25 protein-coding genes are annotated in these 26,995 nt (G+C 41.0%); 15 read left to right on the forward strand and 10 right to left on the reverse strand.

Going from position 1 to position 26,995, the window contains the following annotated elements; translation table 11 throughout:
• Positions 1-39 precede the first annotated feature (39 nt).
• From PQO01_RS18875 to PQO01_RS18895, 5 genes are all read left to right on the forward strand, one after another.
• Positions 40-3,204: a DUF1553 domain-containing protein gene (locus PQO01_RS18875; protein ID WP_274315781.1), complete on the forward strand. Its 3,165-nt coding sequence runs from the start codon at positions 40-42 to the stop codon at positions 3,202-3,204.
• An 11-nt stretch (positions 3,205-3,215) separates the two neighbouring features.
• Entirely contained in the window at positions 3,216-4,628 is a 1,413-nt protein-coding gene (locus tag PQO01_RS18880; protein WP_274315782.1) for a DUF1501 domain-containing protein, read from the forward strand.
• Positions 4,629-4,636: 8 nt separating this feature from the next.
• Positions 4,637-5,749, forward strand: a complete 1,113-nt coding sequence (locus tag PQO01_RS18885) for an NHL repeat-containing protein (RefSeq protein WP_274315783.1) — start codon at positions 4,637-4,639, stop codon at positions 5,747-5,749.
• Between the two features lie 61 nt (positions 5,750-5,810).
• On the forward strand, positions 5,811-7,418 hold the full coding sequence (locus PQO01_RS18890; protein WP_274315784.1) for an arylsulfatase: 1,608 nt from the start codon (positions 5,811-5,813) through the stop codon (positions 7,416-7,418).
• Between the two features lie 55 nt (positions 7,419-7,473).
• Positions 7,474-7,599 carry a hypothetical protein gene (locus tag PQO01_RS18895; RefSeq protein WP_274315785.1) on the forward strand — a complete coding sequence of 42 codons (126 nt, stop codon included), beginning with the start codon at positions 7,474-7,476 and terminating at the stop codon, positions 7,597-7,599.
• Here PQO01_RS18895 and PQO01_RS18900 read toward each other — a convergent pair whose 3' ends face one another.
• A complete protein-coding gene (locus tag PQO01_RS18900) occupies positions 7,600-9,018 on the reverse strand; it encodes a sulfatase-like hydrolase/transferase (protein ID WP_274315786.1) in 1,419 nt (472 codons plus the stop codon).
• Positions 9,019-9,216: 198 nt separating this feature from the next.
• Between PQO01_RS18900 and PQO01_RS18905 the strand changes: the two genes are divergently transcribed.
• From PQO01_RS18905 to PQO01_RS18915, 3 genes are all read left to right on the forward strand, one after another.
• The gene (locus PQO01_RS18905; protein WP_274315787.1) at positions 9,217-9,798 is read left to right on the forward strand and encodes a hypothetical protein; all 582 of its coding nucleotides are present in this window, start codon (positions 9,217-9,219) and stop codon (positions 9,796-9,798) included.
• 72 nt (positions 9,799-9,870) lie between these two features.
• The gene (locus PQO01_RS18910; RefSeq protein WP_274315788.1) at positions 9,871-10,458 is read left to right on the forward strand and encodes a hypothetical protein; all 588 of its coding nucleotides are present in this window, start codon (positions 9,871-9,873) and stop codon (positions 10,456-10,458) included.
• 115 nt (positions 10,459-10,573) lie between these two features.
• Positions 10,574-11,083, forward strand: a complete 510-nt coding sequence (locus tag PQO01_RS18915; protein ID WP_274315789.1) for a transcriptional activator RfaH — start codon at positions 10,574-10,576, stop codon at positions 11,081-11,083.
• Position 11,084: 1 nt separating this feature from the next.
• Here PQO01_RS18915 and ppk1 read toward each other — a convergent pair whose 3' ends face one another.
• The 3 genes from ppk1 to PQO01_RS18930 all read right to left on the reverse strand — a co-directional run bounded on the left by ppk1 (position 11,085) and on the right by PQO01_RS18930 (position 15,449).
• Positions 11,085-13,157 carry a polyphosphate kinase 1 gene (gene ppk1 / locus PQO01_RS18920; RefSeq protein WP_274315790.1) on the reverse strand — a complete coding sequence of 691 codons (2,073 nt, stop codon included), beginning with the start codon at positions 13,155-13,157 and terminating at the stop codon, positions 11,085-11,087.
• A 3-nt stretch (positions 13,158-13,160) separates the two neighbouring features.
• Complete coding sequence (locus tag PQO01_RS18925) at positions 13,161-14,690, reverse strand: Ppx/GppA phosphatase family protein (RefSeq protein WP_274315791.1); 1,530 nt, start codon at positions 14,688-14,690, stop codon at positions 13,161-13,163.
• Between the two features lie 120 nt (positions 14,691-14,810).
• Positions 14,811-15,449, reverse strand: coding sequence for a hypothetical protein (locus PQO01_RS18930; protein WP_274315792.1), 639 nt, complete (start codon positions 15,447-15,449; stop codon positions 14,811-14,813).
• Positions 15,450-15,584: 135 nt separating this feature from the next.
• Here PQO01_RS18930 and PQO01_RS18935 point away from each other — a divergent pair, with 135 nt between their 5' ends.
• Genes PQO01_RS18935 through PQO01_RS18965 form a run of 7 tightly spaced genes read left to right on the forward strand, consistent with a single transcriptional unit; the run spans position 15,585 to position 20,657 of the window.
• On the forward strand, positions 15,585-16,565 hold the full coding sequence (locus PQO01_RS18935) for a polyprenyl synthetase family protein (protein ID WP_274315793.1): 981 nt from the start codon (positions 15,585-15,587) through the stop codon (positions 16,563-16,565).
• Positions 16,562-17,161 (forward strand): UbiX family flavin prenyltransferase, encoded by a 600-nt coding sequence (locus PQO01_RS18940; protein ID WP_274315794.1) that lies wholly within the window; start codon positions 16,562-16,564, stop codon positions 17,159-17,161. Before PQO01_RS18935 ends, PQO01_RS18940 begins: the two co-directional genes overlap by 4 nt.
• Positions 17,154-17,990: a menaquinone biosynthetic enzyme MqnA/MqnD family protein gene (locus PQO01_RS18945; protein ID WP_274315795.1), complete on the forward strand. Its 837-nt coding sequence runs from the start codon at positions 17,154-17,156 to the stop codon at positions 17,988-17,990. The genes PQO01_RS18940 and PQO01_RS18945 overlap by 8 nt, the downstream gene beginning before the upstream one ends.
• Positions 17,983-18,705 (forward strand): class I SAM-dependent methyltransferase, encoded by a 723-nt coding sequence (locus tag PQO01_RS18950; protein ID WP_274315796.1) that lies wholly within the window; start codon positions 17,983-17,985, stop codon positions 18,703-18,705. The genes PQO01_RS18945 and PQO01_RS18950 overlap by 8 nt, the downstream gene beginning before the upstream one ends.
• A gap of 2 nt (positions 18,706-18,707) precedes the next feature.
• Positions 18,708-18,941: a hypothetical protein gene (locus PQO01_RS18955; protein ID WP_274315797.1), complete on the forward strand. Its 234-nt coding sequence runs from the start codon at positions 18,708-18,710 to the stop codon at positions 18,939-18,941.
• Positions 18,925-20,109, forward strand: coding sequence for a BaiN/RdsA family NAD(P)/FAD-dependent oxidoreductase (locus PQO01_RS18960; RefSeq protein ID WP_274315798.1), 1,185 nt, complete (start codon positions 18,925-18,927; stop codon positions 20,107-20,109). Before PQO01_RS18955 ends, PQO01_RS18960 begins: the two co-directional genes overlap by 17 nt.
• Positions 20,110-20,126: 17 nt before the next feature.
• Positions 20,127-20,657 carry a GNAT family N-acetyltransferase gene (locus tag PQO01_RS18965; RefSeq protein WP_274315799.1) on the forward strand — a complete coding sequence of 177 codons (531 nt, stop codon included), beginning with the start codon at positions 20,127-20,129 and terminating at the stop codon, positions 20,655-20,657.
• Here PQO01_RS18965 and PQO01_RS18970 read toward each other — a convergent pair.
• From PQO01_RS18970 to PQO01_RS18995, 6 genes are all read right to left on the reverse strand, one after another.
• Positions 20,654-22,156: a sulfatase family protein gene (locus PQO01_RS18970; RefSeq protein WP_274315800.1), complete on the reverse strand. Its 1,503-nt coding sequence runs from the start codon at positions 22,154-22,156 to the stop codon at positions 20,654-20,656. The genes PQO01_RS18965 and PQO01_RS18970 overlap by 4 nt on opposite strands.
• Before the next feature lie 67 nt (positions 22,157-22,223).
• Positions 22,224-23,108, reverse strand: a complete 885-nt coding sequence (locus tag PQO01_RS18975) for a hypothetical protein (RefSeq protein ID WP_274315801.1) — start codon at positions 23,106-23,108, stop codon at positions 22,224-22,226.
• A gap of 153 nt (positions 23,109-23,261) precedes the next feature.
• Complete coding sequence (gene fabD / locus PQO01_RS18980) at positions 23,262-24,098, reverse strand: ACP S-malonyltransferase (RefSeq protein WP_274315802.1); 837 nt, start codon at positions 24,096-24,098, stop codon at positions 23,262-23,264.
• A gap of 7 nt (positions 24,099-24,105) precedes the next feature.
• Positions 24,106-26,193, reverse strand: a complete 2,088-nt coding sequence (locus PQO01_RS18985; RefSeq protein ID WP_274315803.1) for a GreA/GreB family elongation factor — start codon at positions 26,191-26,193, stop codon at positions 24,106-24,108.
• Positions 26,194-26,203: 10 nt separating this feature from the next.
• Positions 26,204-26,704 carry a hypothetical protein gene (locus tag PQO01_RS18990; RefSeq protein ID WP_274315804.1) on the reverse strand — a complete coding sequence of 167 codons (501 nt, stop codon included), beginning with the start codon at positions 26,702-26,704 and terminating at the stop codon, positions 26,204-26,206.
• Positions 26,691-26,990 (reverse strand): Dabb family protein, encoded by a 300-nt coding sequence (locus tag PQO01_RS18995; protein WP_274315805.1) that lies wholly within the window; start codon positions 26,988-26,990, stop codon positions 26,691-26,693. The genes PQO01_RS18990 and PQO01_RS18995 overlap by 14 nt, the downstream gene beginning before the upstream one ends.
• Positions 26,991-26,995 lie beyond the last annotated feature (5 nt).

Raw genomic sequence — 26,995 nt, forward strand, 5'->3', positions numbered from 1 at the left:
AGTAAAGAAGTAAGACATTAACTAAAACTCGGAAACTACATGAAAAAATTCTTACTCCCTTCCTTGATGATTTTTTCCCTAGCCGCTGAAGATAAGATTAGCTTCAATGAGCAGGTTCGCCCCATCCTTTCTGAAAAATGCTACTACTGCCATGGCCCTGACGCCGAAGACATTAAAGGACACGTTCAACTTCATACATTCGAAAACGTAACCAAAGAGCGCACATACAAATCACGTAGCGGAAAAATTAAAACTCTCGATCCAGTGATTATTCCTGGTGATCCCGAAAACAGTTTACTCTTTGAACTTGTGACTACAGATGATGAGGATGACATCATGCCTCCGAAAAAGCGTCACATGCCGGTCACAAAAAAAGAAATCGAAGTCCTCCGCCAATGGATCAAAGAAGGCGCTGAGTACGAAGAACTTTGGTCATTCCAACCCCTCCCCGAGAAAGTTGCGATCCCTGCAAAAGTTGCGAAGTCCGCAAAAAATGAGATCGACCATTTCGTTCAGCAGAAACTCCAAAAGAACCAACTTCAAGCTGCACATGATGCGAACGAAGACCTACTCCTCCGCCGTCTTTACTTAACCCTTACAGGCCTCGTTCCCACCCCTGCTCAAATAGCAGAATTCAAAAATGATAAAAGTGGTAAAGCCTACGAAAACACTGTAGACAAGCTCCTAAAATCAAAAGCCTGCGCCGAACACCTCGCGGTTGAATGGATGGATGTCGCTCGCTATGCTGATTCTTACGGCTACCAAACAGATCGCGGACGCCATGTATGGCCTTATCGTGACTGGGTTCTTAGCGCCTTCGACAAAAATTTACCTTACGACCAATTCATTCATCATCAGCTTGCTGGTGACATGATGCCCAATGCGACTGATGAAATGAAGTTGGCTACAGCCTTCAATCGCATGCACATGCAAAAAAATGAAGGCGGTTCAACTCCAGAAGAATTCCGCACTGAATACGTTGCGGATCGCGCCCAAACTGCAGCGACAGCTTTTCTTGGCATGACCATGGAATGTAATCGCTGTCACGACCACAAGTACGATCCCATGTCTCAAGAAGATTACTTCAAAACTTTCGCTTTGTTCAATAATATCGATGAAGCCGGACTTTACTCATTTTTTACCCAAGCAGTCCCAAGTCCAAGTATGCCGATTCTAAATGATCAAGAGCAAAAAACTTTAAAGCATAAAAAAGCTGCTTTGACTCAGGCTCAAAATCATTTGGCCCAAATTAGTAAAAATCAGCAAAACTCATTTAAACAGTGGCAAAAAACTTGGGATAAGAAGATAAATTTAAAGGGTCTAATAGCTGATTTCGATTTTGCGCAAACACACAATAATAAAATTCCAAATCGCCTAAATAATAAACAACAAGCCAGCTTTAACGGTGCTTACAATAAGTTAGTTGATGATCCACGTGGAAAAGTATTACTTTTAGATGGTGACACGGGAGTGAATTTTGGCGATATAGGACCATTTGAAAGACATCGAGATTTTTCATTTAGTCTATGGATTAACACACCAATTGAGCATCAAAGAGCGGTAGTTTTACATCGTTCAAAAGCATGGACTGATGCTGCAAGTCGCGGTTATGAACTGCTAATTGATGAGGGCCGATTAAGTTTTGCACTGGTTCATTTTTCTCCAGGTGATGAAGCGAGAATTCGGACTTTAGATAAAATTCCACTCAATAATTGGACGCAAGTTGCAGTGACTTACGATGGTTCCTCAAAAGCCAATGGCATCAAAATTTATGTGGATGGTGAATTACAAAAAACTGCGGTTTTGAAAGATAAACTCACTAAAGAAATCTATTATACTGATCCCAAGAATATTGCCCGAGTAATTGAATCAAATAAAAAGATCAAGGATCCCAAGAAAAAGAAAAAAGTACCTAAGAAAGCTGAACTGATGATAGGGGCACGCATGCGTGACATGGGCTTTAAAAATTCAAAAGTAGATAATTTACGCTTCTTTGATCGACGATTGAGCGCTGCGCAAATAAGAGAGAATTTCAAAGTTAACAGTCAGACTGCTGATGAAGCAGAAATCTTTGATTATTATCTCACACAAATTGATGTAGAATACCAAAAAGCCTACAAAAATTTATTGAATAGTCGTTTCGCTTATAATGATTATTATAAGAGCCGTTTCCACATGATGATAATGGAGGAAATGCCTCAGCAAAGACCTACCTACGTGCTCAAACGCGGCCTCTACAATACTCCCGACCTGGAGCGTCAGGTCGAGCCTGGACCTCCCGAAAAGATATTCCCTTTCGGTAAAGAGTTTAGTCGTGACCGTTTAGGTTTCGCCCAATGGCTTACTCACCCAAATCATCCACTCACGTCCCGCGTTACCGTGAACCGTTACTGGCAGATGATTTTTGGACGCGGACTTGTTGCCACGACTAATGACTTTGGTTCACAAGGGGAATTCCCCACTCATCCTGAATTGCTCGATTATCTATCTCGTTCCTTCATCGATAGTGGCTGGGATCTAAAAGCACTCTTGAAACAAATGGTCATGTCTCACACTTTCCGTCAAAGCTCTAAAGCTTCTGCTGAATTACTGGCCAATGACCCAGAAAACAAGCTCCTAGCTCGCGGCCCCGCAAATCACATGACTTCGGAAATGCTACGCGATAATACACTCTTCACTGCCGACTTAATCATCGATGAATTTGGTGGCCAAAGTGTTCAGGCTAAAAATCTCTGGCGAAACAAATATCGGCGCAGTGTCTACACCTACTGGAAACGAAACGATCCCAATCCAGAAATGCTTATTTTTGGTACACCACGTCGTCAAATCTGCTCTGTCAAACGAGAGAAAACTTCGACTCCACTTCAAGCACTTGTACTGATGAATAGCCCTTTGGTTTCAGAGAGTGCAAAGTCAGCCGCAGTAAACTCACTCAAACAAGCTGGAAGTGATGAATCACGCCTCAATAAACTTTATACAAAATTGATCAGTAAAAACCTAACACCCAATCAACTTGAGCTCTTAAAATCACTACTAAATGATCAACGTACTTACTTTAAACAAAACCAAACTGCCGCCGATGAATACTTAAAAATTGGCAAAAGCAAAATCGACATTTCAAAACTCGACAAAATAGAAATCGCCAGTTGGGCTGTACTTGCCAACACGATTATTAATCTCGACTCATTTTACATGGTACGCTAAGGAGAACGACAATGGATAGAAGAAACTTTTTAAAATTTGGCGCTGCTCTTGGGGCTTCACAAGGATTTAATCTCGCCGCAAATGCGAATCCCGCAAACTTTGACCCACACAAAGGTGTGATGGGTCAACCGCATCACGTAGCTAAAGCCAAACGCGTTATTTATCTCTACATGGCAGGCGGACCTTCTCAATTCGAGAGCTTTGACAACAAACCCGTAATGAAACAAATGCATGGCCAGGAATTACCTAAATCCATCATTGGCGAGACACGCTTGACTGGCATGTCTGGTAATCAGTCCTCATTACCAGTAGCTGCCAGTCCTTATAAGTTCTCAAAACATGGCCAGTGCGGTATGGAAATCAGTGAACTTCTTCCTCACACAGCAAAAATTGTTGATGACATTGCCCTAGTAAAAACAATGTATACTGAAGCTATTAACCACGGACCTGCTAATACTTTCATGCAAACTGGCTCCCAGATTGCTGGACGTCCATCAATTGGTGCCTGGCTTAATTACGGTCTAGGCACCGACAACCCCGATCTTCCACCCTTCGTTGTCATGCGCACCAAAGGCAGAGGTGGCCAACCTCTTTTCGCTCGCCTTTGGGGCAATGGTTTCCTTCCATCTGAATATCAGGGCGTTATGTTCCGTCCTGAAAATGATCCCGTTCTCTTTTTAAATAACCCTGCGGGTATTAACCGCAATTCTCGTCGCAAAGTACTCGACACAATTCTCAAAATGGAAGGTCTCAAAAGTGCTGAACTAGCGGATCCGCAAATTGATTCACGCCTCGCTCAGTACGAGATGGCTTACCGCATGCAAAATTCAGTTCCTGAAGCAGTTGACTTCTCCAAAGAAAATCCCGAGACCTTAGCTCTCTATGGTGAGGACGTTAAAAAACCTGGTAGCTTCGCCAATAACTGCCTCATGGCACGTCGCCTCGCAGAACGTGGAGTGAAATTCATTCAACTCTATCACCAAGGCTGGGATGCTCATGGCGGTTGCCCAGATAACATGAAACGTCAATGCGGAGATACTGATCAGGCCTCAGCAGGTTTAATCATGGATCTCAAACAACGTGGTTTACTAGATGACACACTCGTAATCTGGGGTGGCGAATTTGGTCGTACAGCTTATTCACAAGGAAAGATGTCAGCGACAAACTACGGCCGTGATCATCACCCAGCCTGTTACCCCATGTGGTTTGCTGGCGGTGGTATCAAGGGTGGAACTGTTTTTGGTGAAACCGATGACTTTGGCTACAATATTGCCTCCAAAGACAAAATGCATATTCACGATTTCCATGCCACCATCCTACACCTTCTAGGCATCAATCATGAACGCCTCACCTACCGCTTCCAAGGTCGGAACTTCCGCCTAACGGATGTTCATGGTCACGTCATGAAGAAAATATTAGCATAGAGAAGATAATGAAAAAACTACTTACAAGCGCACTTACACTCTCAACTATCACAATAATGGCTCACGGTCCAAATGATGGACATAAACATGATAACGTCTCCGCAAGTCAACAACTTGTGCAAGGCGAAATCCTCGGGCATGGTTCACTCAAATATAAAGTTCACAAGGACTGGGGAAATCTCGACAGCAAAAAATACCCGATCAAAAATTGCCATGCCATGATTCAACTGAAAGATGGAAACTTCATCGCCCTCTGTGATGATAATAAGCACAACTTCCTCAAATATAGCCCCGAAGGAAAGCTCTTGGAGGCATCGATTAAGGAATACCCCGGCGCCCACGGAATTGATATTTTCGAAAAAGATGGCAAAGAACACTTCGTCGTCGTCGATAGTGGTTGGGCCGTTCGAAAAGGGAAGCAGTATCGCGAAGTTGGACGCGTTGCCGTGACAACATCTAAGGGCCAACTCGTTTTTGCCTTAGGTCACCCCCAAACTGTTGGAGCTTATGAGCCAGGCCAAAAATTCATGCCTTGCGATGCCGCTGTGGCACCTAATGGAGATATCTATGTCGTTGATGGTTATGGCTCTCAATGGGTTTTACACTATGACCAACATGGCCGCTTTATTCGCAAATTTGGCGGAGCACAAGATCCTGATCAAAGAGCTCGTCTAAGTAGCTCCCATGGTATTTCTATCGATGACCGCGATCCAAAGAACCCCAAGCTATTAGTTAGTTCTAGAAGTGCTAACCAACTCAAAATTTTCAGCATGGATGGAAAATACCTTGAGACCATTGACCTCCCTGGAGCCTATGGTGGACAAGCCGTCGTTCAAGGTGAGAATCTTTACGTGGGCGTTTGCTGGTCGAAAAAGGATGGGACTGGCAAAAAACTTCCTCAATCCGGTTTCGTTGCTATCTTAGACAAAAATAACAAAGTCATTTCCTGTCCCGGTGGAAGTGAGCCAAAATACATCGATGGAAAAATTCAGCCCATGTATCAAACTACTAAAACCTTCATGCATGTTCACGATCTTTGCGTAGATCGCGATGGCAATGTTTTTGTTGTGCAATGGAATGCGAAAGGTGCCTACCCCATCAAACTTGAGTTAATTAAATAGAAAGATTTAGCAAAACTATGAATAGAATAAATCAATTAAACAGTTCGTTATAAGGAATGATATGAGAGATAGTCGTTGTACTTTAAACCGTAAACGGGGTGCCAAATGCTTAAGCTTGGCCGTCGTAATCACCTTTATATTCGTCGGACAAACACTTGTTATGGGAAGCACGGATAAACCCAATATTATCTTTGTTTTTTCAGATGATCTTTCCTACCGTGATCTAAGTTGTTATGGTCAGACGGAGTTTTCCACACCTAATCTTGATGCATTGGCAATGAATGGCATTCGTTTCACACAGGCATATGCAGGGTCGTCGGAATGCGCACCTTCTCGCGGAAGTTTGATGACGGGGATGCACATGGGACATTGCCGTATTCGAGCAAATACTTCAGTTCGGGGACAAGATCACCTGTTGAGTGAGGATGTTACAGTGGCCGAGGTGCTCAAAGGGGCTGGTTACACCACAGGTTTTATCGGTAAGTGGGGTATTGGTTTGCCTGGTACCGAGGGAGCTCCAGACAAGCAGGGCTTCGACTTCTCGTATGGTTACTACGACCAGGGTCGAGCCCATGGTTTCTTCCCTCATTACTTGATGAGGAATGGGAAGCCAGAGCCGATTCCGGAAAACTATGGCTTCAACATGCAGCGTGTTTACACATACAATGGACGTCCATCACATAGAGTTGACGATGTGAAAAACATTTACGATGAGAATGGGCGCCTTGTCCCCGACGGAGTTCCAGTCGCTGCCGCTGCCAAATATTCCGAAGACCTGTTTCAGGATGAAGCCCTTACCTTTATTAAAAAGAACCGGAATAAACCCTTCTTCCTTTATTATGCAACACAACTTCCTCACGGCCCATGTATAACACCCGATCTTGGAGCCTACAAGGACAAGCCTTGGGATTTGAAGCACAAAGAATGGGCTGCCATGCTTGATCATCTAGACCGTGGCGTTGGAAGAATGGTTGGCTTATTGGAAGAGCTTGAGATCCTAGATAACACCCTAATCTTTTTTGCTGGTGACAATGGATACAGCCAGTGGGGGTACTTCGGTAGATCTAAACATGAAGATGACCCTCTGTTCAAGAACAAAGGTCCATGGGGAAAAGGCAAATTTATCTCCACTCATGAAGGTGGTATGCGAGTCCCCTTTTTCGTCTATTGGAAAGACAAGCTTGTAGCAGGAGAGAATGACCATCTCTGTGCCTTGTATGATGTATTGGCTACCGCCGCCGACCTAGCTGGTGTCGTACCACCGAAAACTGATGGTATCAGCTTCGCACCGATACTGCTGGATAAACCAAATGAACAAGAGGCGCACCAATACCTTTATTGGGAGAATGGAAGCATGTCACGGCACGCTCAAAGCCTTCGTCTTGATCAGTGGTGGGCATACCGTGAAGACCCTTCTCAAGTGATAAAGCTTTATAATATCAATGAGGATCTTGATTGTAAGAATAATCTCGCAAAAAATAATCCGGATATCATCGATAGAGTCAGACAGATTTTTATGGAAGCCCATATCGACAGCGAATGGTACATTAATCCAGGTGAGAGTCAAGAGCAAATATCTGCCAAACTAGACAAAGCAAGATCTATGAAAAGCATGCAACGTTCAACTGGAGCAAACACCACTTTTAAAGGACGAGTCGAATTGAAATAATGAGAGTGAAAATGATGAAGAACATTTCCTTGTTGTCGGCGGCAAAATTCAGCCCATGTATCAAACCACAAACACTTTGCTCCACGTTCACGACCTCTGCGTCGATCGCGATGGCAATGTTTTTGTTGTGCAATGGAATGCGAAAGGTGCCTACCCCATCAAGCTCGAATTGATGAAGTAATCACTTATAATCTTCGCCATTTAAACTACGGATAACTGAACGCATCCATTGATTCAAATCTTCGCTCATATTACTAAATCGAGATTTAAATTGAGGATCTTTAGATAAATCCGTAGTTTCCATGGGATCATGCTCAAGATTGTACAACTCGTATTGCTTCCCATTGATACGGTGTAATTTCCATGGCCAATCATTCCAAGCCGCATGACCCTTACTTGTATTTTCAGGGAACTGTGGAAATTCGTCAACGTCTTTTTTAATTCTATCGGGATCGTGGGGTAACGAAGCGTTTAATTTTTGTTTGTCCATGATCGCTTTTAAAATTTTATCATTCCACGTGCTCTGACCTTCTTGAAGGCCATGCCAGAAGCCAATAGGTCTAAGGCGTTTATTTTGTTTTCCCAATAATATTTGGCTCGTATCCTCTCCATCTAGCTGATGCTTGGGAGTGTGTTTAATACCCACCATCGATAGAACTGTTGGAAATATATCATTGGTCGACATTGGTACAGATATTTTACCGTTTAGTTCACCCTTTGGCCATTCAATAATGCTGGGCACTCGTAAACCGCCTTCATAAACACTTCCTTTCTTCATGCGTCCACCAGAGCTTTCTTTTACGAGCCCTCCATTATCGCTACAAAACCACAGAATGGTATTTTCGGCTAGCCCCAATGTTTTTATTTCACTTCGTAAGCGCCCCAACTGCTGATCCAAAAGGGCAATTTCATTGTAGTATCCCGCCAGTTTCATACCTTTGTAAGGTTTTAACTGGTCTGGAAATTCTTTATGGGGAGAGTGGGGTGATGGATACCAAAGAACCATAAAAATAGGCTTAGTTCCATTTTTATGCTTATTTAAAAACTCAATAGCGTCGTCGGTAATAATCACTGAGCCCTGGCCCTTTCGTTGCTCAATGGTTCCATTGTGGCTCAAGTAGGGGTTCTTATCGAAAAAATTTAAACCAATGATCCATTCGTCAAAGCCCATTGCTGTGGGGTTACAAGGCGAATCAATCTGCCCAGAGCCCATATGTACTTTTCCAAAAATTCCGCTTACATAAGAATGCTTTTTTAAAACTTCCGCCAAAGTTTCTTCATGAGGTCGCATATAACGTCCATGATTCGTTACTTTTGTGCGAAATGCTGTTCGACCAGTCATCACACTTGCACGAGTAGGTGAACAAACTGGAGAACCCGCATAAAAACGATCTAAGACCAAATTTCCCTTGGCCATTTTATCAAGTTCAGGGGTCTTGAGAAAAGGGTGTGCATTGTAGCCCGTGTCACCCCAGCCCTGATCATCTGCCATCACCAGAATAATATTGGGCTTGTCGATTTTAAATGGTTTTGCAATAGTCGCAAGAGAGGTAAATCCCACTACGCACAGAACTATAATATTTAAAGTAAGCTGAAGCATGGCATCCTCATAAATTGTAAAATATAGACATTAAATATAATTAATAAATTAGAAATATTGTATATTATAGTTTTATTTTTATAAACCTCAACTCGAAAAACAATTCTATCAAGTCAAGTTGTCTTCAGCTCTCCTTTAAGTTTTCTGTAACGCCCATCACATTCTGTGGTTTAGTTTAAAAACTAGAATGGAGCACGCATGAAATATTTTCTTATTTTCCTCACAGTCATTGGCCTATCGCTAAGCGCAAGAGAAATCCTTGAAGATCCTACTTTTAAAAAGAAAGATAAGTACTGGAGACTCACAGCTTTTGAAGAATACAAAAATGTAGAGCCTAAATACAAGCGTAAGACTGTCGAATTTGATATCTCTCATACTTCTGAAGCGTCTTACATATCTTATATCACTGAAGCAGATACGAAAGATGACCGAATCTACAAAATTGAATTCAAATTTAAAGGTGATGGTCAAGGTGAGATTTTCATTAAACACATGGCCTACCCCAACTTCTTCAAGCGCAAGAGATATATAGAGGGAAGCCCTCTAGTAAACCTTGGACTCCACCAAAAATTCACTCCTAGTTCAGAATGGCAAATTGCCACTTGTTACGTAAAATCAAAAGTTAATAAAGAAAGCAACTATATGAAATCTTTATTATTCTGGATGGGTTCTTACCAAGGAAAATTTACTCTTGGAGAAATCTCCGTCACAGAAGCCAAAGATAAACAAGATTTAACTTTGGGTGACCATGGCCTAATAGAGGTACGTAAAGAAAAGTAAAAAAAAATCACAAAATTTGTCACATAAACTCCTTTTGTGCGATTATATTGTCAACAAACTTTGGAGTTCATTATGCTTATTCGTAGCCTTCTTTTAATTTTATTTTTTAGCACTAGCGCTTTTGCCCAACGAGAAATTTTAGAAGATCCCACTTTCAAGAAAAAAGATAAGTATTGGTTTCTCCGCAAAGGTCAGGAATACAATAAATTAAAAGCAGAGTATAAAAAAGAAACTTTAAGCCTAAAAATCAGCCATACCTCAGAAGCTCATTACCTATGCTTACTCACTCCCGCACCATTGAAAAAGGGTCGCCATTATCAATTTAGTTTTGAATTCAAAGGTGATGGTGAAGGTATGATCAAAGCTAATTACCGTAACCATAACAACGTTTTCAAAAGAAAGAAAAACACCAAAAACCATCGCTATAGTAGCTTGGGTTTAATGCAAAAATTAAGTCCTAAAGCTGAATGGCAAAAAGCAACTATGTATTTTACCGCTCTGGAAAATCCCGTCTCGGATTTTGATGAGTTTATCATCCTAATGTTCGGTGAATTCCAGGGAGAAATTAGTTTACGAAATTTATCTCTTAAAGAAGCGAAAGATGCAGCTCTTCCCTTGGGAAAATTCGGTAAAATGGATCCTATTACTGAGGTCAAATAAAATTTAATTTTCGAACGAATAATTTAATCCTTAGAGTTAGAAAACCGACTACTTGAAAATCACTCTTTCATGACTAAAATGTGGGTCTCTATTTTAAAGATTAAGGATAATAAATATGTTCGAAGGCGATTGGTATTGTCTCTATACAAAACCTAGGCAAGAAAACCTTGCAGCTCAATCTGCTATTGATGCTGGTTTTGTAACATTTAATCCTAAGATTGAAAAACGTCGTCTCCTTAGGGGTAAAGCCACTTATGCGCATTACCCCCTCTTCCCTTCCTACATTTTTGTTGAGGCTAATGATGAAAGCCTAGATAAAGCTCGTTATCTAAGGGGTGTGAATCGAATTATTGGTTTTGGCAAAAATGGTACATCCTACAAAATACCTGCCATCATCTTAAAAACTTTATCCACTTTCCTTGAAGATAATGTCTATAAACATGACATGCATGATTTAAAACAGGGAGACAAAGTCACCGTACTCGACGGCCCCCTCAAAGGAGTTGAAGCTGTTTTCCAAGAAGGACTAAAAGATGGTGAACGTGCCATTGTCCTTTTTGAGTTATTCTCAAATTACCAAGAAGCTAAAGTGAGCTTAGAAGACATCATCAAATCTGACGATTAGCTTAATCTAACTTACGGCGAACTTTTAAACCTTCCGAAATATCCTCTTTGCTTGCTTCTAAAGCCTCTTTGTAAAAGAGGTCTTGAGCACTATTTTTACCACGATTACGCTTCACATACGTTCCATCTGGCTGCAATATGTGCGCTTTGCGATTATCGCTTAACATTGTATCGAGAATATGCTTTACGCGCTCTTTATGCTTTGCTTCAAAGACGGGAAACATCAATTCCACACGGCGATTCAAATTACGACTCATCCAATCCGCTGACGCTAAGTACATTTCTTCTTTGCCGCCATTACTGAACCAATAAATACGACTATGCTCTAAATACCGCCCGATGACGGAAACAACTGTGATATTATCACTTAAGCCTTCAAGACCTGGTTTAAGCATACAAATACCACGAATATTTAAATCGATCTTTACGCCTGCTTGTGAAGCTCGATAAAGTGCTTCAATCATCTCCGGATCAGATAATGAATTAAACTGGGCTCGAATTGCACCTGAGCCACCATTTTCGGCGATCTTTGTTTCACGATTAACCAGTTGTAAAAACTTCGGCTTCATGGTGCTTGGGGCCATAAAGATATAATCCATTTGCGGTAAATCTGAATAACCTGTAATTGAGTTAAAGAATAGCGCAGCCTCGTAAGTGAGCTCATCTCGACTCGTCATAAAACCCATATCAGTATATAGAGTAGCCGTTTTTTCATTATAATTCCCCGTACCCAAGTGAACATAGCGACGGACGCCAGTGCTTTCACGGCGGGTAACCATCAGGAATTTACAATGAACTTTTAACTGCGATAGACCATAAATAACTGTCGCACCCACTTTCTCTAGTTGAGTAGCCCAACGAATATTTTGCTGCTCGTCAAATCTGGCTTTTAATTCAACTAAAGCAGTGACTTGTTTACCATTTCTTGCCGCTCGTAAGAGCGCATCTGCTACTGGAGATTTTGAACCTGAAGTTCTGTAGAGAGTCATTTTGATAGATAAGACATTGGGATCATCAACAGCTTGATTGATCAAATCTAATACTGGGTCAAACGACTCGTAAGGGTGATGCATGAGGATGTCACGCTTCGATAATTCCTCGAAAATATTCTCTCCACGCTTTAAATCTCTTGGAAACTTGGGTTTTCTCGAATCATAATGCAGGTGATCATAGCCACTAATAAAACATATCTCCATCAAGCCTTTTAGATTAACTGGGCCATCAACCATATAAACCCCTGCTGAATTGATTTGGAAAAAGGATTTTAAGCGCTCGCGAATATCTTCACTCTTTTTATCAATTTCTAAACGCACTGGGAAGCTCTGTCCACGCTGTACAATTAATTCTTCCATTGCAGTCAAAAGGTTCGTATCATCATCTTCATCAACAGCTAAGTCGGCATCTTTCGTTAAACGAAAACAAGAACTCTCTACAATTTTATAACCTGGGAATAAGCGATCAGAAAACAAACGCACTAAATCTTCCAAAAAGACAAACTTGCGATCCGCCCCCTGTGAGCTCGGCAATTCCCATAAGCGGCTCAAACTCGCAGGCATTGGTATTACGGCAAATTCTTTTTCTATTTCTTCAGTAGATATTTTATCCAAAGTAACCGCGAGGTACATCTGTAAATTCACAAAGTTGTGAATGGTTTTATTGGTGTCTATACGAAGCGGTGTAAGCACTGAGAATATTTCGCGTTCATAAACCGTGTTTAAATACTGAAGTTCGGCTTCGTCAAATTCTGTAACAAATTGCAAGCCCTCTTTATTGAGTTTCGGCAGAATATCTTTATTTAATATTCTATATTGCTCCTGGCACATCTCATGGGCTTTTTCATTAATTGTATTGAGCACGTCGAAGTAGGAAATCTGCGCCACCGTAGGCTTTAAATTATCACGCATCGCACGAATGGTCGTTGCCACACGGACCATGAAAAATTCATCAAAATTCGAACTAGTTATCCCTAAAAATAAGAGACGCTCTAAGAGTGGCACACTCTCAGTTTTCGCTTCGTTTAAAACACGATTATTGAACTCCATCCATGAGAGTTCACGATTAAAATAATTAGACATCGACTAACTCCTTGCTGCAAATTCGATTTTTAAACCAAAGACATCTTGAAAAATTTCTGAGGCATCTTGTAAACTTCCCACTTCTAAAGGGCTAATATTGGCTATATTCGTTTTTAATTGGAGCCTATTCGCATCCCTTTGCACACTATCCACCTTAAGTCGTTGAACCAAGCGTATATCAAGTGCCCTGGCCACACGTAGGATGGCGGATAATTTAAAAACAGTTAAGCGGTCACTTCTTCCTAGTGAAGAAAATTCGCTATGTGTATGTTTGGGCCGCGTCTTGCTGTGATAACGAACAATTAAGCCCACAATGGTACGATCCAACTCATTTAAACCAAAAATCTCTGAGTTCTTAATAAGGTATAAGCCATGGCGTTGACTATGACGATGGTGTAAAAATAAACCTATGTCCATCAAGACCGCCGCTGATCTTAAATAAATTTTATGATCTTTATCAAAATTACCAGTTTTCGTTAATTCCTCAAAAATCTTTAATGCGTTGAAAGCCACATTATCTGAATGTTTTTTATCAACGCCAAATTTTGCTGCAAGTGAGTAACAAGCTCCCGCGATTTCATCTTCCAAACTTGCCAGGGTGGATATGCGTTTACTGGATTGTAAGACACCTTCACGAATACTCACTTTTGGAACAATTAGACTCGTCGCACTACAATGCTTAAAGAAGGCTCCGTAAATCTGTAAAGTCGCAAAAAAGGCACCTGACTCTGAAAAAGATACGCCATATTCACTAGCAACTTCCACACTTTCCATCCCAGATATTTTTTCTAAAAACTCCACAAAAGCTTCTGCCTGTATGAGGTAATACCCCTTATTTTTCTCGCCAATTTGCCCTGCCACTCGACGTATATCACTACCCAAGGCAACAAAGTATTTCACTCTTTTAAGGGGGAATTCCATCTCAAATTGACGTGTCGCAACAAGAGTTTTCTGATCTAGAAGCTTCTGTAAATAATCACTTGTCCCCAAGCCCGACTTTAATTCTTTTTCAAAACGAATAGACCCCAGGTTCAGAGAGTGAGCCCCGACCATAAGACCTTTATTTAACATTAGTACATTTGTACCACCACCAGATGTCTCGACAATAAGAGCGTTGGAACGCTTAATTCGCAAATGCCCACGAAGTGCGTGATCGACAGAACGATAAGTCAGTAAATTGGCTTCCATTGCCTCTAAAACTTGAAAGGCAAAGCTCGTCTGCAGTTCGACGCGCTCAATAAACATATCTCGATTATGCGCTTCCCTTACTGCCGATGTTGCAATGCAACGGATTTTCGAAGGAGATATGGACCAAGTTTCAATGTATTCTCTAAACAAACGGAGAATCTCTACCACTTGCTGAAATGACTCTTCAGATATTTCTTCCGAAACAAAAACATCTCGACCAAGAGTACATTTTCTTTCCAATGTCTCTAAAGCTTTCCATTTGGTTGCACGCTTTTCGGCAATGAGCAGTCGGATACCACTAGATCCTAAATCTATCACCGCAGAAAGCTTATTATTTTTCTTCATTGATCCACCCTAATAAATCGTCACACCATTAAACTAAAAAACTCTAGTTAAACTTATTCATTCTTATAAGCTTTCCTAGAGTTTTTGAGGAATTTATCCAAAAGATTTATTAGTTTTTTACTAAGCTCCTGAAGTCCATTCTGCTTCGTGCCATACTAAAGTGTATTCTGTGCGAAGGTGAATACCGTTCATAGCGTACATCTTTTTCTCTAATTGAGACAATGCCCATAGTAAAGTTTGATAGTAAGAAACATCATCAAGAATACCCTGTGGCACTTCTGACAGGCCGATGTGAGTCAAACCATCAGTAATCGCTGCTTGCTGTAAAATCTTCAGGAATAGCATAGCTTTTGTTGGCATCTTACATAATTCTGCCATAAAAGCATTCTTACGGTAGGAATCGAAATCACCACCACCAAGACTTAGGGGGTCTTCTGAATAGAGTTTACATTGATCAAAAAATTCTAAAACGCGGAAAGGGTCAATTGATAAAACCTTTTCTTTTGCATCGTACATTGTAGGACGTACAAATTTTGGATCGTCGCCTGCAATCGTAAGTTCAAACGTTGATTGTTCAAAAGTATCGAACTCAGATAAAAGAACACGTCCAAGGTCATTAATAATTGTTTGAACATCATCTTTTTCGAGCAATGCTTTCAGCTTATCTTCGGCCTCTGTTAAGCTCGTTTTATCATTCTTGTACGATTGATAAAACTTCTCTACATTCTGCCATATCGAATTCAGACTTCTTTTAGCCATTTCTTACCTCGGAAATTTGTTTTTTTAAACATAGTCGCCAAAATAGTAGATAAGTTCGATTTTTCCAGTGCTCAACTTTGCGCAACGGCTAATCCGGACTAGTTTTTCAGTTATATTAATTTTTACGGAATTTTTATGCAGTCGGATACACTCAAAAGCCTACGGCAAATAACAGAAACTTACGCAATCCCCTTGGCTGAATGCAATGAACTCATTCAGAAAACATTAAATTCGGAAACTCCTCAGACTGGTGATTTAGCTAAGGCTTTAAAAAACTCGCGTGGCAAACAACTTCGTCCCTTACTAGTTTTTACTTTATTGGGCGACCATCCAAACGCCGCAACTCTTGCTGCTGTATGCGAAAGTATCCATTGTGCTAGTTTAGTTCACGACGACATCATTGATGACTGCAATTTACGTCGTAATCTCCCCACCATGAATGCCATACATGGAAGGCCTGTAGCCCTACTCCTGGGTGACCTTTTATTCACTTCAATTTTCTCTTTATCCGCGCGTCTCCCTTCTTGGGTTACCGCTGATGCAGCCAGCACCATCAAGCAGCTCATTGAAGGTGAACTTCTTCAGCAAGCACGCAAGGGCAATATCGATGTAACAAAGAGTCAGTACTTAGAAATTCTACAGAAAAAAACTGGTGCTCTATTGAGCTTATGTACAAAAGCCGGCTCACGTTTAGCTGACAAAAACCCTGGAGACATCAAATTAGCAGGTGAATACGCTGATTCTTTTGGTTTAATTTTCCAAATTGCCGATGACTGGGCCGACTTCACCAAGGCTGGAGAAGATGACAACAAAGATCGTGGCGCTGATATTGGCAATGGCTTCATTACCCTTCCTTGGATCTTAATGCTCGAACACGCTCCTCTAGAATACCGCGAGAAACTCATTACCCTCATCACTAGTAAGCAACGATGCGGCATGAACCACCCTCTTGTCCAGGAAATCTACGAACTCGTCCAACTTGATGAAAAAATGCAAAGTGAAATCAACTCCCTTGAACGAACGGCACGACAAGCACTACTTAACATGAGCTCATCGATGCCTACTGAAGAACTGGAGGTTTACTTGAATACAGCCATTAGCACTTTCAACAAATGAAACAAAAAACTTACATCCTCGCAATCAGTGGTGCCTCTGGCTCATACTTCGCCAGAACTTGCTTAAAAACTTTAGTCAAAACTGGCGCAAAAGTTTTTTTAATTGCCTCACCTACGGCAAAACAAATTTGGCTAGACGAAATGAACGAAGGAAGCTTAGATGATTTTGTCAAAAGTTTTAGCCCCGAAGAACAATCCCTCATTCAAGTGGAGAATGTCAAAAACTTAGGTGCAGCGATCTCTTCAGGAAGCTTCAGACATGACGGCATGCTCATCATGCCATGTTCAGCTAAATGCCTTGCGGCCATCGCAAATGGTTTTTCTTCAAATCTTATCGAACGCGCTGCCGATGTTTGTTTAAAAGAACGCTTCCCGCTCGTCATTGGACTTAGGGAAACGCCACTCAGCTCAATACATCTTGAAAACGCCCTTAAGCTCTCTCAAATTGGCGTACAAATTGTCCCCTGTATCCCTGGCTTTTATCATGGCGATAATAGCTTTGAAGGCATGGTGAATTTTGTTGCGGGAAAAGCCTTGGATCAGCTCAACGTTGACCACCAACTTTTCAAGCGTTGGAAAGAGGATGACCATGCTTAAAATTGGCCTCATTAACTACCTCAATGCCTTCCCCTTCTCTTGGCCCATTATTCGCGATCAAGCCGAAGCAAAAAACTGGCGTGCTGTATTAGCAAGGCCAGGCGAGCTAAACAAAATGTTGGCCCAAGGCGAATTAGACATGAGTCTCGTATCGGCCTTCGAATATTTGCGAAATAAAGAACAATATATCCTCGCACCAGGCATATCACTCTCCTCAAAAGGTTACGTCAACTCAGTAAAGCTCGTTTCGAAAGTCCCTATCGAAGACTTAGACCAGCAAAATATTTACATAACTTCTGCCTCTGCGACCTCAATTTCTATATTGAAAATACTTTTGGGCGAAAAAAACATTCACGCCAAAGAGCTCATCAATTACGACTGCCACCAAGGAGTTCCAAATGATGCCCTAGCTGCTTTAACTATTGGAGATGAAGCTTTAACTGAAGACTTCTCGGCCTTCACTCACTCATGGGATTTAGGCGCTGCTTGGCGCGAGCTTTTCCAACGCGATATTGTTTTTGCCCTTTGCGTCATCCGCAAAGATGCCCTAGAGAAATACCCTAAAGAAATAGCCCTTTTGGTCAAAAAACTGAAAGACGCCCCCTCTGAATCTTTTGCTTGCGAGGAAACTTTTGCGAAAAACTGCAGGCAAACTTACCCAGAAATAAGCAAGCCCATGACCTACTTACGCAATCTTCACTTCGAATGTGGTGAAATGGAGATCGCCAACTTTAATTTTTACCTCAAACTTTGCGCGAAACACAAATTAATCGATCAAGTTTTTGAGGCTCAGTACTACACAGATGAACTCGGATATCAGCATGGATAAACTCACACAAATTAACAAAAGCGATGCCGATGAATGGCGTAAAAACGTCGAAGATATGTTTCAAGAAATCGCAGATACTTATGAAAAAATTAATACTTTCATCTCAATGGGAATGGATAAAGGCTGGCGACTCAAGCTACTCAAACGCCTCAAGCAGTATTATGATCCATCTCACCCCGTTTTAGATATTGGTTGCGGGCCAGGCTCGCTTTCTGCCTTATCAAAAAAACACCTTCCTGAAGCTCGTTTCCTCAGCTCGGATATCTGCCCGCGATTCCTTGAGATCGCAGCAAATTCTGGCAATGCTCAAGAGGTCTTAAGACTTTCTGCATCTGATCTACCCTTTAAAAATGAGTGCACGAGTGCGGTTACGTCCGCTTTTGTTCTTAGAAACCTCCCTGACTTGGAGCGTTTCTACAAGGAATGTTACCGTATCCTTCGTCCCGGCGGCGTCATCTCCATGCTTGACTTAACTCAACCCAAATTTAAACCCATAAGCTTTTTCCATTCTCTTTATATGGGAATTGCTCTACCTCTTGGCGCCAAAATCTATGGTTCACGAATCGAAGCCTACGAATACCTTGATCGTTCAATCAAAAATTGTTTAGCTCCGCAAGACATGAATGAACTACTGAAAAAATGTGGCTTCACAGTAAAGCACACAGACAGCTTATGCTTGGGCACGGTCACAATCTACACCGCTGTTAAGGAGTAATTATGTTATTAGCCGTCGACATCAAATTAGCTCTCATGCTTTTCATTGGCCTCACAGCCATTGTACACACGGCCTGTGCTCTTGCCGTCTTATTTCACTTCATGAAACACCCGCCTAAAAGTGGCCCATCCATCTCCAAAAGATTTCTTCTCACCTTACTCTTAGGAGCTATCGGTTTTGTCTATTTCATTTTCGTACTCAAAGATCCACAAGACGAAAATGAAAAGCAATCCTAATTACGATCTCATTATTGTAGGAGCGGGTGCCGCTGGGCTCATGTGTGCCGGCCTTGCCGCTAAGAAAAACCTCAAAATTTTATTACTAGATCACAACCCAAAACCTGGGCGTAAAATCATTATTTCTGGTGGTGGCCGATGCAACTTCACCAACCTCAACATCCAGCCCGATCGGTACGTATCACAAAACCCACGCTTCTGTATTTCAGCTCTTAAACGCTACACACAACACGACTTCATAAAACTCGTCAAAGAGCATAACTTAAGCTTTCATGAAAAAACTCTTGGCCAGCTCTTTTGTGATCAAAAATCTCCCGCGATCCTAGCTATGCTACAAGAAGAATGCCGTTCTGATAATGTCGTATGCCAATACCAATGCGAAATCACCGAAGTCCTAAAAACAGACACTGGTTTTTCATTAAATACTTCTAATGGAACAGTCTCTTCTTCTAAACTAGTCATTGCTAGTGGCGGACTCTCTTTGCCCAAAATCGGTGCCTCAAACTTTGCTTATAAGATCGCAAAACAATTTAATTTATCACTTATTCCCACTCGACCCGGCCTTGTTCCCCTAACCTTAAGTGGCGATAAACTTGAACTCGCAAAAAGCCTTGCTGGCCTTGCCTTAGAGGCCAAGGTTTCACTTAATAAAAAAACTTCTTTCAGAGAAAACATTCTCTTCACGCACCGTGGCCTTTCTGGTCCTGCTATTTTACAAATATCTTCGTACTGGCAAGAGAGTCAGCCTGTCTTTTTTAATTTCTTACCCGATGAAGATCCCGAACAATTCATTAATCAAATTCGCAAAACTAGGGCTAAAGAAAGCTTGGATCAAGTCCTAAAAACTTACTTTCCAAAAAAGTTCATCGAGCTCTTCCTACAAGCGCCAAAAAAAGCCGTAGCCCAGCTCTCCAAGAGTGAAATCAATAAACTCAATGAACAGCTCTTCCGCTACTCTATCGTCCCATCTGGCACAGAAGGTTATCGAACTGCGGAAGTCACCATTGGAGGCTTAGATACCAAGGAGCTTTCAAGTAAGAGCATGGAAGTTCAAAAAGTACCTGGTTTATACTTTATTGGTGAGTCTGTCGATGTTTCTGGCTGGTTAGGTGGCTACAATTTCCAATGGGCTTGGAGTTCAGCATATGCCTGTGCTGAAAGCCTCTGATAACAAGCGAGCAACCTATGTCATTAAACTTGCAAGAAGTCATTATTCGAGACGCCGTAATTAATGACCTCCCTGATATAATCAAGATATACAACCAAGCTGTCTTAACTGGAATCTCAACCGCAGACACCAAAACGATCCAACTTGAAGATCGCCTCGAATGGTTCAAACAATTCGACCCTCAAAAACGCCCTTTGTGGACTGTGCTTTATCGAAACCAAATCATTGCTTTCACCTATCTAACATCTTTCTATGGTAGTCGTCCCGCCTATGATAAGACAGCGGAACACAGCACTTACATTGACAAGAACTTTCATGCTCAAGGCTTGGGATCTTTTCTCAAAGACAAAATGATCAAGGCTTGCCCTAGTCTAGGAGTAGAAAACTTACTAACTATGTATTTTGATCACAATATCGCCAGCAAAAAGCTCAATGAGAAATTTGGTTTCACTGAGGTTGGTCACTTAGAGAACATCGCAACAATCCATGGGAAAACTCATGGATTAAAAATCGCGATCCTAAATATCCCTCCTAGCCCCAAAAACTAAGATTTCTTCTTTTTCTTTTTTTCTTTAGCGGCTTTTTCAGCTTTTTTACGTCGCTTTTCTTCCTTGGTCGGAACTGGTGCTTGAACGAGAACTTCTCCCGATTGAGCTAACCATTTTTCTGATTTTTCTTTAAACATTGCGATTAGTTCGGGGTTTTGCTCCGCTACATTGTGAACTTCTGCAGGATCATTTTCTAAATCAAAGAGTATGATTATTCCATTTTTATTATAATCAAAGGGGGCGATATACTTATATTTTTCTGTGACTATAGCATAATAACCTGGGCACTCACCTACTGCGTAATCGCGTGCGAATTCACCCTCATTAGTCAACAGTGGCAAAAGACTATCACCAAAAGGCTTCGCTTTATCCTCTTCCTTAGCATCAGCCCATTCTAGTGCTGTCGGAACCAAGTCGAGTAATTGCACGGGCTGGCTAAGTACTTTTGCCTCAATATTACGAGGATCATAAATCACTAAAGCTGGATTTAAGACCTCTTTATAAAGAGTTGTTTTGTGATGCAGCCCATGCTCGCCGACTAAGATCCCATGATCACTAAAAAAGACAATGATCGTATTATCCTGTTTGCCACTAGTTTCCACTGCATCAACGATGGCTTTAATCTGATCGTCCATAAATGCGATACTCGCACAATTCCCTTTTTGTGTCTGATCCAATTTTGAAAAGTCTTTTAAGGGACTTGGACGCAACTCTGAAGGAATGCCTTCACCTTTGTCATGCATGGCGCTAGGTTTCGGGATTTTTGCGTTCGTAAAACGATCGTGGTATGATTGCTTCACATCATAAGGCCCATGGGGTACTGAATAGTTTAGCCATAAAAAATACGGTTGATTTTGTTCAGCAATGAACTTTTCTGCCAACTTTGTAAACAATCCATCTAAATAGATATCATCAGGTAAACTCGTTGGTTTACCGCGATCCGCTTTCATTTGTTCGAAATAACCTTTTTCAATAAGAAAGTCAACATAGGCGTCAACTCCTTTCTCGGGATCTTTACCTCCCACAACGGCACGCCCTAAAGATTGCCAAACATAATCAAAACCTAAGCGCCGGTGACCTTCTGTGCGAACTTCTTCTTTTGATCCTTCAAGACCATCTTTACTTGGATGAATGTGACTTTTACCAATATGAGCTGTTTTGTAACCCACTTTTTGCAAGGCTTTTGGAAGTGTCCAAACATCTGCTGCTAGACCTTTAAATGGGCCATTTTGATACATCCCAATATTATGTGGATAAACGCCCGCAATTAAAGAATTTCTAGAAGGTCCACACTGAGTACCCTGACATACTGCATTATTAAAAAAAACGCCTTCGCTAGCAAGCTTATCCAAAGTCGGTGTCTGCGCAAAACCTGCCCCCATAGCTCCGATATAATGTGCGGGCAAATCATCGACTTCGATGAAAATGATATTAGGTTTTTCTTGTGCTGCCAAAGAAAACATAAAGACTAAAAATGTGATCGGTAAAAACTTGTTCATGTAAAGCTCCAAAATTATTTACCTAAATATGGTTACTGGACGCTTTTTATTGACAGGTTTTAAAAAATTATTTACGTTTTTCAATTTTGATAAAATCTTGTACCGCAATACGAAAAATCTCTCTCTGCTCATTTGAGATCAAAAGCTCATCTTCATTATCAAAACATATGGCTTCACATTGCTTTGCAGATATCGGTAAAAAATAGACATCTCCCGTAAAAAATTTATCTTCCTTAAAATTTTTAAAGAGCCACACACTATCATAAGTTAAAACTGCTAGTTGCCGCTCGTTTTTCGACATATCTGCACTTGTTACCATCCCACCAATATCAAAGGTATAGAGTTTCTCCGGTACCATAAGCACATCTTCTGTCAGCTCATTAAAACGATAGAGTTTAGTCTTCGCATCATCACGATGCTTAGTTAACAAGTAAAGCTTATTTTGAAAGTGAAACATGGCTTCACAATCAAAGTTTTTATTCTTAACGGGTTTCTGATAATCTGGAAAACGAAATTTATACTCAGTGGAAATCCCTGTTTTTGAAGTTTCCGATATAACATAAAAACTCAATACTTCGCGTTTTTGTTTATTATTTCCCGTATCACTTACATAGAGTTTACCAAATTTGTCAATGCTCACATCCTCCCAATCCTGGTTCTCAACCTCTTTTAAGTCGATAATCCCCGCTATGGTCGATGGCTCAGGTTCATTGATTTTTAGAGCGTAAAGTCGCGTTTTTCCTCCCGAATCGTTATGAGTCCAATAAACCCCTGGGTAAATTCGACTTTTTACTAAGCCCGATGCTTCGGAAATTTCTTTATTTTGTATATGTGAAATAGGACTCAAGCTAACTGTCTGCATTTCAGGCAATTCAAACAAACGAGTTGAGTTACCTCGACTAGCACAAGAGGCAAACACAAAACAAATGATTAAAGTCATAACTAAACGCATAAAACAACCTATAGAATCTAAAGAAATTATACTACGGCTTTGAACTCAAACCAAACAATACCTGAGCACACAGATCTTTTGTCATGGTTTCTTAACAAAAAAAAATGCGAAGTTCGCAATCGCAAACTCCGCATTTTTTAGAAAAACTATTGTTTAGCCAATCTGACGAATCAGACCTGCGAGGACACGGCCCGGGCCACATTCTACAAATTCGTCAACGCCAAGATCTTTCATTTTATTAACTGATTCAACCCAACGGACTGAGCCTGCAATTTGCGAACAAAGCAAATCCGCAATGCGAGAACTGTCGTAAAGATCTGCTTCAAAGTTAGAAATTACTGGAGTTTTAATCTCGTTGAATTCAAAAGAATTAACAAATTCACGAAACTCTTCTCTAGGACCTTCCATATAACGAGAGTGAAATGCTCCACTTACTGGAAGCACTACGTAGCGTTTAGCTCCTGCGTCTTTGAAAGCACTTTCAGCTGCAACAACGTCATCTTTCATACCTGAAAGCACTGTTTGAGCCGGTGAGTTGAAATTAGCTACATCAATTGCCGAACCACCCGAAAGGACTTCTGCAATTTGATCTGCCGTCATACCAAGAACAGCAGCCATACCGCCACCTTCGACTTTACTCATAATCTCGCCACGTTTCTGAACGAGTTTCAAACCCGTAACAAAATCGTAAGCGCCTGCAGCGAACAAGGCGTTATATTCACCCAAACTATGACCTGCAAGGTATGCTGGAGCCGCTTCTCCAGAATTCATCTTATCTAGATAAGTTAAAGCATTCACTACATAGAGAGCCGGTTGAGTGAATTGAGTTTTATTGAGCTCTTCTCGTGGGTCTTCAGTACAAAGTTCTACAATTGAGTAACCCAAGATTTCATCGGCTGAGGCCACTAATTCTGGAAACTTCTCAAAGAGTTCTGCTCCCATACCTTTTTTCTGTGAGCCTTGCCCAGGAAATACATAAGCGCTAGACATTTTTTTTTTATCCTTCGTTTATAAAGTAGTTAAGTGTTTCTTCATCGAGTGGATCGATGGATAATATTTCTGCTTCAGTACCATCTGGAAGAGTTAATTCATCTCCTACTTGGTGACCAAGCATTGATTTTGCCAAAGGCGTTTCGAATGAAAGCCAATTTTTATCTGGATTACCATCCAACATGCCGACAATTGAATAAGTCGTTTCAGCACCTGCTGTTTTGACTTTAACTTTAGCCGCAGGAATAACGCGATTCTTGACTTTGAATTCAGAAAAATCAGTCGGACCAATTCTATTCAATAATGCATCGAGTTCACCAACGCGTAATTGAAGGTATTTCTGACGGTCTTTAGCAGCTCTAAATTCAAAATTCTCACGTAAATCACCGTGCTCACGGGCAGCGGCAATAGCTTTAGAGTTTTCTGGGATTTCAACATTCACAAGTTTTTCATGCTCAACCTGCAAAGCTTTATAGGAACGCTGAGAAGTGACCTGTGGTAATTTACCGACTTTTACTTCAACTTTCTTTACTTCGACTTGCTTAAGTGCATCGGGCTTAATTCTTACGATTTTAACAAGTAAGCTCTGACGCTCACCATTATCTAAACCAGGGAAAGTTTTTACTGTGCTCACCAAACTTTTCACATCTTCATCAGAACCCGTTCCAAGTAAAAACTCTAAGAACTTCTCATTAGACATGATAAACTTACGCAAATCTTTACCCGATTTATCCGCAGTTTCAGCATTAGCCAAAGCACGAAAAACTTGAATTGGAGTAGTAATAATTTCTGCGAGCTTTGCTGGCTTTTTGTTATACTTACTCCACAACCAGCAAGTAACAGCTGCACTTAGATTTCCTGATGCCACTTCTCTTTTAGCTGAAGCTTCTAAAGCTTGAGTATTGAGATCATCATCAATCTTATCGATGGCATTGAGGAATTTAATGGGTAGTTGCATCACATCTTTTGCGAAATACTCAATCCCTTTTGCCTCAAGCGTCACTGCAAACCATGCAGCAATCGTTTTTACATTCATCGGATTGGAAACTTTCACAAAACCTTCTGTATCTTTCCAGATCGAAGCCGTTTCAGCGAGTTCTTGAATCATATCAACAAGATACTCTTTTTCAGCGACAATTTCCCATAGGCCTGCAAGTGATTCAGCAAAAATTTTGTTCTGCGCTGGTCTAGCAGCTGCAAATTTGAAGGCTCTAATGAGACTCGTTTTTTCTGCTTCACCAAAATTAACAGATTCAGTATCTTTCAAAGCGACTTTGAGCTCATCTAAACTACGACTCATTTCCCATGAACGGCCACTTGCTGAAGTCGATTTTTTTGCGGTGTCAGCTAAAACTCGACGTCTGTACCATTCTTCAAAAGCCTTCGCCGTTTTAATATAAGTAGGCATGACCAAACGAGTAATCATTGCCTGACTGACTTTGAGACTTGGGATTGATTCTGATTCAATCTGACTAACTAGATCTTTGGAAAGGACGTTTTTGATAACAATCTTTTCGCCTTTCACCAATTTAGAACCTAAAGTTCCTGGTAGAAGTACGTGTGATTTTTTAGCGAAAAATTTAAGTGGAACCTTTTGGACAACTTTAAATTTTACCGAAACCTGGCTAGTAACTTTGTCGAGTGATTCAATTTGACCAAAACCAAAATCAACGTGATAAACGGAGAGGTCTGAAAGCTTGAGTTTTCCAAAAGGCTTAACACTACTGAAATCAGTCAAAACCACTAATAAAACTTGTAAGCGATTAGCTAAATCGGCAACATCACCTTCTCCCAAAGCCTCTTGAACCGCACTCGGATCAGGGTAAGCTGAAAAGACTTCTCTAGCTAATGAGCTATATGCTGCCGTGAAATCACCTTCAGGTTTAAGCAAGCCTACTGCGACAGCTAATTCGATACTTTGCTGGTCATTCGCTCCATTGGCAAAAAATAATTCCATTGCTTGGCCGATGCTTCCTCGTTGTGCTGAAGAGAGATCTTCTGCTTTGAGTGAACGAGCACAAACTACCACTTCTTCATTGGCTTTGCCTTCATCACTGGCTGCTACAATTAATGATTCTAACTTGTCTAATGACATATTTACCTTCTTATTTTCTTACTAAAGCTTTATAATTCTTCTTAATCAGACTACAGACTTCATCCGCTTCCGCAGAGGTCAAGTAACAGTATAAATTGACAGTTCCCTTCTGATAATAGGGGTCAAATTTCACAAAACATTTGAATTCATCACCGACCATCATTACAGCTCGGTAACCAGCGTAGTTAGCACTCGCCAAACGCCATTTATTTTCACCTAAACCACTAAGGTTAACTTTGATTACCATCATATCATCATTGGTGTTATGATAACGAGTCTCAGCATGCGCTAACTCTAAATTGGTAAGCATCGGAATACGATTAACTTTAATGGGCTTACCATTAGCTCCTGGCACTGAACGCGTTAATTGACTCTCTGGTGCATTGGCAGGAAGTATGGCAAAAAGCTGTACCATTTCTTGAAGGGCATCATCTTTATCCCAATCATGGCTCTCGCAAGAGCTGAGAAATAAAGCTAAAACTAAAATCAGGGCCGATTTAATCGTAGTCATATACTTGTACCTTATCCCAGTATTGGGCGCAACCATTAATAAATTTTTGATGGATTTCGTGAGCTTGATAAACGTCGTGCTCTTCAACACTTTCAAACACACATGTCAGCCCAAAATCATAACTATCTACTATTACAGGTCTCTTTGCTGTCGCTGAAGGTGTCCCTGTCGTAACTGGCCCAGAAGATGGGATTTCTTTTAAAGTTTCTAAACCACGAAAAAAATCGGCTCTTTGCTCTTCACTTAAATCTTCTTTTAACCAGAAAAATACTGTATGAACTAACATCTTGT

It is taken from the genome of Lentisphaera marina, from assembly GCF_028745505.1.
GTDB classification, from domain to species: Bacteria; Verrucomicrobiota; Lentisphaeria; order Lentisphaerales; family Lentisphaeraceae; genus Lentisphaera; species Lentisphaera marina.

Excerpts from the sequence above, each read along its gene's own strand:
- PQO01_RS18875 (WP_274315781.1), top strand. The coding sequence starts at position 40 with ATGAAAAAATTCTTACTCCCTTCCTTGATGATTTTTTCCCTAGCCGCT.
- PQO01_RS18880 (WP_274315782.1), top strand. The coding sequence starts at position 3,216 with ATGGATAGAAGAAACTTTTTAAAATTTGGCGCTGCTCTTGGGGCTTCA.
- PQO01_RS18885 (WP_274315783.1), top strand. The coding sequence starts at position 4,637 with ATGAAAAAACTACTTACAAGCGCACTTACACTCTCAACTATCACAATA.
- PQO01_RS18890 (WP_274315784.1), top strand. The coding sequence starts at position 5,811 with ATGAGAGATAGTCGTTGTACTTTAAACCGTAAACGGGGTGCCAAATGC.
- PQO01_RS18895 (WP_274315785.1), top strand. The coding sequence starts at position 7,474 with ATGTATCAAACCACAAACACTTTGCTCCACGTTCACGACCTCTGCGTC.
- PQO01_RS18900 (WP_274315786.1), bottom strand. The coding sequence starts at position 9,018 with ATGCTTCAGCTTACTTTAAATATTATAGTTCTGTGCGTAGTGGGATTT.
- PQO01_RS18905 (WP_274315787.1), top strand. The coding sequence starts at position 9,217 with ATGAAATATTTTCTTATTTTCCTCACAGTCATTGGCCTATCGCTAAGC.
- PQO01_RS18910 (WP_274315788.1), top strand. The coding sequence starts at position 9,871 with ATGCTTATTCGTAGCCTTCTTTTAATTTTATTTTTTAGCACTAGCGCT.
- PQO01_RS18915 (WP_274315789.1), top strand. The coding sequence starts at position 10,574 with ATGTTCGAAGGCGATTGGTATTGTCTCTATACAAAACCTAGGCAAGAA.
- ppk1 (WP_274315790.1), bottom strand. The coding sequence starts at position 13,157 with ATGTCTAATTATTTTAATCGTGAACTCTCATGGATGGAGTTCAATAAT.
- PQO01_RS18925 (WP_274315791.1), bottom strand. The coding sequence starts at position 14,690 with ATGAAGAAAAATAATAAGCTTTCTGCGGTGATAGATTTAGGATCTAGT.
- PQO01_RS18930 (WP_274315792.1), bottom strand. The coding sequence starts at position 15,449 with ATGGCTAAAAGAAGTCTGAATTCGATATGGCAGAATGTAGAGAAGTTT.
- PQO01_RS18935 (WP_274315793.1), top strand. The coding sequence starts at position 15,585 with ATGCAGTCGGATACACTCAAAAGCCTACGGCAAATAACAGAAACTTAC.
- PQO01_RS18940 (WP_274315794.1), top strand. The coding sequence starts at position 16,562 with ATGAAACAAAAAACTTACATCCTCGCAATCAGTGGTGCCTCTGGCTCA.
- PQO01_RS18945 (WP_274315795.1), top strand. The coding sequence starts at position 17,154 with ATGCTTAAAATTGGCCTCATTAACTACCTCAATGCCTTCCCCTTCTCT.
- PQO01_RS18950 (WP_274315796.1), top strand. The coding sequence starts at position 17,983 with ATGGATAAACTCACACAAATTAACAAAAGCGATGCCGATGAATGGCGT.
- PQO01_RS18955 (WP_274315797.1), top strand. The coding sequence starts at position 18,708 with ATGTTATTAGCCGTCGACATCAAATTAGCTCTCATGCTTTTCATTGGC.
- PQO01_RS18960 (WP_274315798.1), top strand. The coding sequence starts at position 18,925 with ATGAAAAGCAATCCTAATTACGATCTCATTATTGTAGGAGCGGGTGCC.
- PQO01_RS18965 (WP_274315799.1), top strand. The coding sequence starts at position 20,127 with ATGTCATTAAACTTGCAAGAAGTCATTATTCGAGACGCCGTAATTAAT.
- PQO01_RS18970 (WP_274315800.1), bottom strand. The coding sequence starts at position 22,156 with ATGAACAAGTTTTTACCGATCACATTTTTAGTCTTTATGTTTTCTTTG.
- PQO01_RS18975 (WP_274315801.1), bottom strand. The coding sequence starts at position 23,108 with ATGCGTTTAGTTATGACTTTAATCATTTGTTTTGTGTTTGCCTCTTGT.
- fabD (WP_274315802.1), bottom strand. The coding sequence starts at position 24,098 with ATGTCTAGCGCTTATGTATTTCCTGGGCAAGGCTCACAGAAAAAAGGT.
- PQO01_RS18985 (WP_274315803.1), bottom strand. The coding sequence starts at position 26,193 with ATGTCATTAGACAAGTTAGAATCATTAATTGTAGCAGCCAGTGATGAA.
- PQO01_RS18990 (WP_274315804.1), bottom strand. The coding sequence starts at position 26,704 with ATGACTACGATTAAATCGGCCCTGATTTTAGTTTTAGCTTTATTTCTC.
- PQO01_RS18995 (WP_274315805.1), bottom strand. The coding sequence starts at position 26,990 with ATGTTAGTTCATACAGTATTTTTCTGGTTAAAAGAAGATTTAAGTGAA.